This window comes from Robiginitalea sp. (assembly GCF_049588695.1).
In the GTDB taxonomy this organism is placed as follows: Bacteria; Bacteroidota; Bacteroidia; order Flavobacteriales; family Flavobacteriaceae; genus Robiginitalea.
The window spans coordinates 1-5,934 of sequence record NZ_JBAVZJ010000522.1 but is presented as its reverse complement, the minus strand read 5'-3'; the positions used below and the strand labels follow the sequence as shown (position 1 = coordinate 5,934).

Annotated in this window: 9 protein-coding genes; 2 read left to right on the top strand and 7 right to left on the bottom strand. The window is 49.0% G+C overall.

Annotation, left to right across the window (positions count from 1 at the left end; translation table 11 throughout):
* Positions 1 to 514 (top strand): TerC family protein (locus WBV75_RS12155; RefSeq protein ID WP_424120860.1); only part of this gene is annotated, 514 nt, incomplete at its 5' end.
* On the opposite strand, the gene WBV75_RS12150 is transcribed toward WBV75_RS12155, so the two are convergent.
* On the bottom strand, positions 515 to 844 hold the full coding sequence (locus WBV75_RS12150; RefSeq protein WP_424120859.1) for a hypothetical protein: 330 nt from the start codon (positions 842 to 844) through the stop codon (positions 515 to 517).
* A gap of 194 nt (positions 845 to 1,038) precedes the next feature.
* On the opposite strand from WBV75_RS12150, the gene WBV75_RS12145 reads away from it, so the two are divergent.
* Entirely contained in the window at positions 1,039 to 1,344 is a 306-nt protein-coding gene (locus WBV75_RS12145) for an HPF/RaiA family ribosome-associated protein (protein WP_424120858.1), read from the top strand.
* Positions 1,345 to 1,446: 102 nt separating this feature from the next.
* Here the strand turns inward: WBV75_RS12145 and WBV75_RS12140 are convergent, their stop codons facing one another.
* From WBV75_RS12140 to WBV75_RS12115, 6 genes are all read right to left on the bottom strand, one after another.
* A complete protein-coding gene (locus tag WBV75_RS12140) occupies positions 1,447 to 1,707 on the bottom strand; it encodes an acyl carrier protein (RefSeq protein WP_424120857.1) in 261 nt (86 codons plus the stop codon).
* Between the two features lie 6 nt (positions 1,708 to 1,713).
* Positions 1,714 to 2,985: a beta-ketoacyl-[acyl-carrier-protein] synthase family protein gene (locus WBV75_RS12135; protein WP_424120856.1), complete on the bottom strand. Its 1,272-nt coding sequence runs from the start codon at positions 2,983 to 2,985 to the stop codon at positions 1,714 to 1,716.
* Positions 2,982 to 3,437 carry a 3-hydroxyacyl-ACP dehydratase FabZ family protein gene (locus WBV75_RS12130; RefSeq protein WP_424120855.1) on the bottom strand — a complete coding sequence of 152 codons (456 nt, stop codon included), beginning with the start codon at positions 3,435 to 3,437 and terminating at the stop codon, positions 2,982 to 2,984. Before WBV75_RS12130 ends, WBV75_RS12135 begins: the two co-directional genes overlap by 4 nt.
* Positions 3,438 to 3,439: 2 nt before the next feature.
* On the bottom strand, positions 3,440 to 4,240 hold the full coding sequence (locus WBV75_RS12125) for an SDR family oxidoreductase (protein WP_424120854.1): 801 nt from the start codon (positions 4,238 to 4,240) through the stop codon (positions 3,440 to 3,442).
* A 4-nt stretch (positions 4,241 to 4,244) separates the two neighbouring features.
* The gene (locus tag WBV75_RS12120; protein WP_424120853.1) at positions 4,245 to 5,300 is read right to left on the bottom strand and encodes a type III polyketide synthase; all 1,056 of its coding nucleotides are present in this window, start codon (positions 5,298 to 5,300) and stop codon (positions 4,245 to 4,247) included.
* Positions 5,297 to 5,934, bottom strand: a 638-nt coding sequence (locus WBV75_RS12115; protein WP_424120852.1) for a methyltransferase domain-containing protein, incomplete at its 5' end; no start/stop codon positions are given. The genes WBV75_RS12120 and WBV75_RS12115, both read right to left, overlap by 4 nt.

Sequence of the window (5,934 nt, the reverse complement as noted above, 5' to 3'; positions counted from 1 at the left end):
CTATACTGCGTTTAAGATGCTCAAAGCAGATTCCCATGAATTCAACCCCAAGGAATCTGTGGTTTTCCGTCAGATTTCAAAAGTTTTTCCGATTACCTCGAGCATTGATGGCAATCATTTTTTTATCAACCGCCTCGGGATCCGGGCAGCTACCCCACTTTTCGTCGCCCTGATCATCATTGAACTTACGGACATCCTCTTTGCACTGGACAGCATCCCCGCCATCCTGGCCATTACGGCGGACCCCTTTATTGTATTTAGTTCGAATATTCTGGCCATCCTGGGACTGCGCTCCATGTATTTTCTGATTTCCAGGATGTTGACTAAGTTTCGTTTTATCAATTACAGCCTCGTGGTCATTCTCGCTTTTGTAGGGATTAAAATGCTCCTCTCCCATTATGTGCATCTGCAGGAATGGGTTTCCCTGTCGGTAATTGTCCTCGCTCTGGTTGGTGGGATTCTCGCCTCCCTGTACATTCCTGAAAAAACGGACAAGCCCGAGGAGGGTAGCTAGCTAGAGGTTTTCCTGTCGTTGCTTAAAACTTTTTACCTGGATTTCAAGCATCCGGAAATCGCGGATAAGTTGGTTTAGATCTTCCCGGGATTTATCGCGAATCCGCTGTTCATTATCTCTGAAATTCCGGAATGCCAGGCATCGTTTTTCCAGGGTCTGCAATCGGGCCCTAAGCATCTCCCGTTGCACAAATTGATCCTTGGTTTGGGGTTCCTGGTTATAATACCCCAAAAAAACTTTGAGTTGACCTCCCAAATGCCGCAGCCGATCAAGTTGTACCCTGACAGGCAGGCCATCTGACGGATTTTGTGGAAGTGGTTTGGTGGTCATGCTTTAAAAAATTAGACGTGATCTCTAAAATTACACTTTTAGGCTTCCTTTCAAGGGCCGAAATAGGTTGAAAAGTAAATGATATCAATTATTTAACAGACCTCAGGATTCCAAACTGACTTAAGTCATATATAAGGCTGGGTTAAATTTGGAAATTGGGGTAACACTCAGTAAATTTCCAAAAACAAAAGTGCATGGATATCAACTTTCAATACGATGCGGTAAAGGCCAGCGACCGGTTGGAGATATTAACCGCCAAAAGACTCCAAAAACTTTTTGACAAATACGACTTTCTCATTCGTGCAGAGGTTCTGTTTAAGAAAGAGAATACAGCCAGCCCTGAAACCGGGATGATTTGTAAGATTCGCCTGAGTCTGCCCGGTCCCCTGGTCTTCGCAGAGTCCAGCCATGGCACCTTTGAAGTATCGATCACAGAGACCGTAAACGATCTGGAGCGCCAGTTGCGAAAACGCAAGGACAAAATGAAGCATCGGGCCTGAATCCCCGGGTAGACGCAAAAAATATTCCGAATACCGGTATAACGCAAACCTTTCTGGGGTAAGATCCCTAAGGGGATGTAACTCCTGTGGTTTTAATGGAGCTTACCCGTTTTTTCCCTTTGTTTTGCGGCTGATGATCTCCAGGGCGTCTCCCACAGTCTGCATTTTTTGCATGTCCTCGTCTTCCAGCAGGATGTCGTATTGATCTTCCAGATCCAACACAATATCGACCAGATGGGCTGAATTAATATTTAGTTCGTTAATTAGATGACTGTCCCTGTCAATGGTGTCCCGATCGACATCTTCAGGAAGATATGGGCCGATGATTTCGAGAAGTTCTTTGTACGAATCAGTTTTTTCCATAGAAATTTAATCGTAGCGTTTAAAGATAACACAAGCGTTGACATCTCCGAAGCCCAGACTGGCTTTTGCAATGGTCTCAGGTGAGGAGGGTGTATTTTCAAGAGGAACCCGGGAGGGGTCAATAAGTTGACTGATTTCAGGATGCAGATCTGTAGCATTGCGGTTTCCGATCACCTGACGGGCTTCGAATTGGAGTATTGCCGCTACACATTCCATGCTTCCGGAAGCCGATAAACCATGGCCCAGCACATCCTTAAATGAGTTGATCAAAGGAAAGTCAGCCCCACTTCTCCCAAGAGCCTGAGACCAGTTAAAAACCTCCTCAGCATCCCGTGCAGTCGCCGTAAGGTGCCCGTTGATAACATCAATATGCGCCCCTTTTAAACCTGTGGTGCGAAGGGCTTCGGTGATACAGCGCTGAACAGCTTTCCCGTTCGAGGCCGTCATGGATCCTCCCCCGCGCTGTCCGCCGCAATTCACAGCCCCCCCAAGTACCTCCGCGTGGATATTTGCTTTCCGTTCCAGGGCGCTTTCAAGGGACTCCAGGACCAGGGCTCCTGCACCACTTGAGGGGACAAAACCTGCGGCTGACTCCGCCATGGGCCTGCTTGCCCGTTCAGGTTCCTCATTAAATCCGGAAGGCACAACGCGCATGGCGTCAAAGCCACCCCAAACATATGGGCCACTATCGCTACAGCTCCCCGCCAACATCCGATCCGCCATTCCATTTTGGATTCTGTCAAAAGCCATAAGGATGGCTTCAGTCCCTGTACTGCATGCTGAAGAATTACTGCTGACCTGATTCCCACATCCGATCTTACCTGCCAGAAATGCACTAATTCCGCTCGCCATGGTCTGTGGAACCGCAGTGCTGCCCAATCTGCGTACATTTCCCTGGTCTATTTTTAAGATCGACTCCCGAAACTTATCGACCCCAAGTATACTGGTGCCAAAAATAATTCCGGAATCCCAGTGCGGATTCTCTGCGTCCGCCATCACCAGTCCGGCGTGTTTCCAGGCTTCGATACCTGCAACAGTTCCATAAATCAAACCAGTTGATAATAAGCCTCTTATTTCTAATGTACTAAAGTATTCATGTAATATTTGTTCTGAAATTTCCGGAATACCGCCCACCTGGCATCTGAAGCCCAACGCTTCCAGTTCGGGCAGGTGTCGTAAACCTGATACCCCCTGAAACATCGCTTGCCTGAAAGCAGGAAGTCCTATCGCATTTGGTGCGCAAATTCCCATACCCGTGATGACTACCCTGCGCTTCATCGGTCTACAGATTTAATGATCCCAGCGATTTGGCCCCGGCAAGCGAGTTCGCCATTGGCGGTATACAGGAATACTTTTGCTTTGAGCTTTTGAAACCGGAAATAGACCTTTTCGCCCCGGACCCGGACGCGTTCCCCCGGAAAAACGGGTTTTAAAAATTCCATCTCGGATTCTGTCATGGCTACGGCAGCCCCTTCCGGTAAGACTTCTCCCGTGGAGCCGGAGAGGTAAATCCCCAGACAAACCAAACCTATCTGGGCACAGCATTCGGTCAATAACACACCGGGGGTTACAGGGAAGTCTTTAAAATGACCTTTGTAAAACTCACTCTCTGCATGAAAGGTGTAAAACCCCTCTACAGACTCCGGGGTTAGGAGTGTCAGGCCATCCACAAAGCGAAATGGAGGGGCGTAGGGCAACTGATCGAGGATTTCGGTGAATTCTTTCTTCATACTCAACACAAACTTTCCCCTCCGTCTACTTTTATGATGGTGCCATTTATCCATGCGGCCTCGGGACGGCTCAGGAGATATACAACATCCGCAATATCCTCAGGCCTTGTCAGTCTTCCCGAGGGGTTTCTCTGAGTGGTACGCATCAGTATTTCCGCACTTCCCGGGATGCGCTTCATCGAATCGGTTGGGGTTACCCCCGCTTGCAGGCCATTGGCCCGCAGGCCCCAAGGTGCAAACTCAACGGCGATCTGCCTGATGATCGCCTCGAGGGTGGCCTTGGCTGCGGCCACTGCTCCATAGCCCGGAATCACCCTACTACTCCCTTCACTGGTAAAGGCGATTACGCTAGAGTTGGAAGCAAAAAGCCCTTCCCGAAAGAGCAGCTTCACCCAGCGGTACATATTGTAAGCCATGGCTTCCCCGGTTAATACAAAATCCTCTCCCGAGAGGGTGGGTGCCTGGGAATCGGAGGTCATGGGTTTTAAATTTCCTTTTGCAATGCTGTGCACCAGCAGTCGGACTTTTGCACCTTGTCCAAGGATTTTTTTGATTTCCCGGAGTATTTCCACCTGCCCCTTTTCCCTTATTGCGTCTTTATGTATGCTGTAAAAAGGAGTGCTCCCCCCGGAGAGGGAATCGAATTCCACAGTTATTTGCTCCATATCCTTTCGCATATCCCGGTGGATTGCAATAACAGGGATGCCTTCCAGGAGCAATTTCCGCACCGTGGCCAGACCCAGGCCCTGACTACCCCCGAGAACTATTGCAAAATCTTTGATATGCGGGACATCGTTCATCATACTTCTAAAACTCTAACAGAATGCGCTGGGCCGTAAATCCAGGGCCAAAACTCAGGAGAAGACCCAGTTCTCCCGCGGGGATCTCCCTTTCCAAAAAACGCTCCAGGACATAGAGTACGGTCGCACTACTCATATTGCCAAAACACCTGAGCACCTCCCGGGTATCATCCAGGTTCGCCTCCTGCCCTTTAAAGAGTTCAGAAACGGTCTGGACGATTTTTCTTCCACCGGGATGGAAAATTAGATGTTTCAAATCTGAAAGCTCTTTATCCTGCTTCGCCAGGAAAGGCCCGAGCATCGGATAGAAGTGGTCTGAAATCGTTTCAGGCACGGCCGGATCCAAAATCATCTTTAAGCCCGAATTGGTAAGGTCAAAACCCATTAAATGCGTGGTCTCCGGGAAGTGGTACATGCCTTCTTCGAGAATCCTGGGACCCTCCGTTTCGGGTTCTGAACTCATCAGCACACAAGAGGCGCCATCGCCGAATATCGCGGCACTGATGATATTGGCCATGGAGTGGTCTGTATACTGAAAAGTGGCAGCCGGACTTTCAACGGCGATAACGGCGGCCCGCTTGCCCGGGTTGGCTTTTAAAAAATTGTAGGCATAAATCAAGCCGGAGATTCCCGCTGCACAGCCCATCTCCGTTACCGGAAGGCGACATACATCACCCCGGAGGGAAAGGGCGTTGATCAGGTAGGCGTCCAGGGAGGGAATCATGATGCCCGTACAACTCACGGTGATCAGGTAATCCAGGCTATCCCCTTCCCAGGATGCTTTTGCCAGCGCTTTGGCCAGTACTTCTTTTCCGAGCTTCCTAACCTCTCGGGCATATACGCGATTGCGATCTTCAAAGGAAGTGGACGTAAAAACAGCTTCAGCATCCATAATCCCATACCGCCGGTCTACTCCTGCTCCTTCGAAAATCTTTACAGCTTTACGGATAAGGCGGTCGGGCTCTCCGTGCAACCACAAGGGAACAAAAGGCAATATCTCTGAAGTTAATCGCGCGAACTCAGGCAAGGCCTTTGCGGCACTTGTGATACGAACATCAGTCATTCTTTTTCTTTAAGGTAGAGGATCCAGAGGTACCGAAAAGCCCATTTCCATCGAATATGATAGGCTGCAACTTCAATACTTTGGCTAAACTGCTCCAATTCGGAGCTCCGAAATCCCCTTAGGATGGAAATCAGTCCATCGTGAATAGCAATTTTTGATTTCATAAAAATAACCCCAAATAGCCGAAATAAGTAATACGCCAATGGGTTTCTGTCTAAATCATTGATAACAATGGCTTTGCACCCGGAGTTGGACCAGTAGGAGAGCATTTTCCGGATCTGCTCGTCTGTAAAATGATGCAGGAAGAGGTTGCAGATGATAACAAAATCCCCTTTGGGCAGCTCGGGGGGCTCAAGGATGTCCCGGATTTCATATTTAATCTCCATATCAGAAGTGTTTTGCATAATGCCCGATTCCAGGCTTTCTGCGTTGCGATCCCAGCCGGTAAGACGGGCCTTAAATCGCATTTTTCGACAGTACTTATGCAAGTGCCTTAGAAATTCTCCATCCCCACAACCTATATCCAGGATGTGTGTGGGCGTCTCCCGGGAAAGGAAGGGTTTTAGACCTGCAATTCCCACGGCATGCCCACCCAAAAGGGTATTAACTCTCTTAAGATCCCCCAGGGCTGCCT

Bases quoted from the DNA above. Each gene is read 5' to 3' on its own strand.
- WBV75_RS12150 (WP_424120859.1), bottom strand. From the start codon at position 844: ATGACCACCAAACCACTTCCACAAAATCCGTCAGATGGCCTGCCTGTC.
- WBV75_RS12145 (WP_424120858.1), top strand. From the start codon at position 1,039: ATGGATATCAACTTTCAATACGATGCGGTAAAGGCCAGCGACCGGTTG.
- WBV75_RS12140 (WP_424120857.1), bottom strand. From the start codon at position 1,707: ATGGAAAAAACTGATTCGTACAAAGAACTTCTCGAAATCATCGGCCCA.
- WBV75_RS12135 (WP_424120856.1), bottom strand. From the start codon at position 2,985: ATGAAGCGCAGGGTAGTCATCACGGGTATGGGAATTTGCGCACCAAAT.
- WBV75_RS12130 (WP_424120855.1), bottom strand. From the start codon at position 3,437: ATGAAGAAAGAATTCACCGAAATCCTCGATCAGTTGCCCTACGCCCCT.
- WBV75_RS12125 (WP_424120854.1), bottom strand. From the start codon at position 4,240: ATGATGAACGATGTCCCGCATATCAAAGATTTTGCAATAGTTCTCGGG.
- WBV75_RS12120 (WP_424120853.1), bottom strand. From the start codon at position 5,300: ATGACTGATGTTCGTATCACAAGTGCCGCAAAGGCCTTGCCTGAGTTC.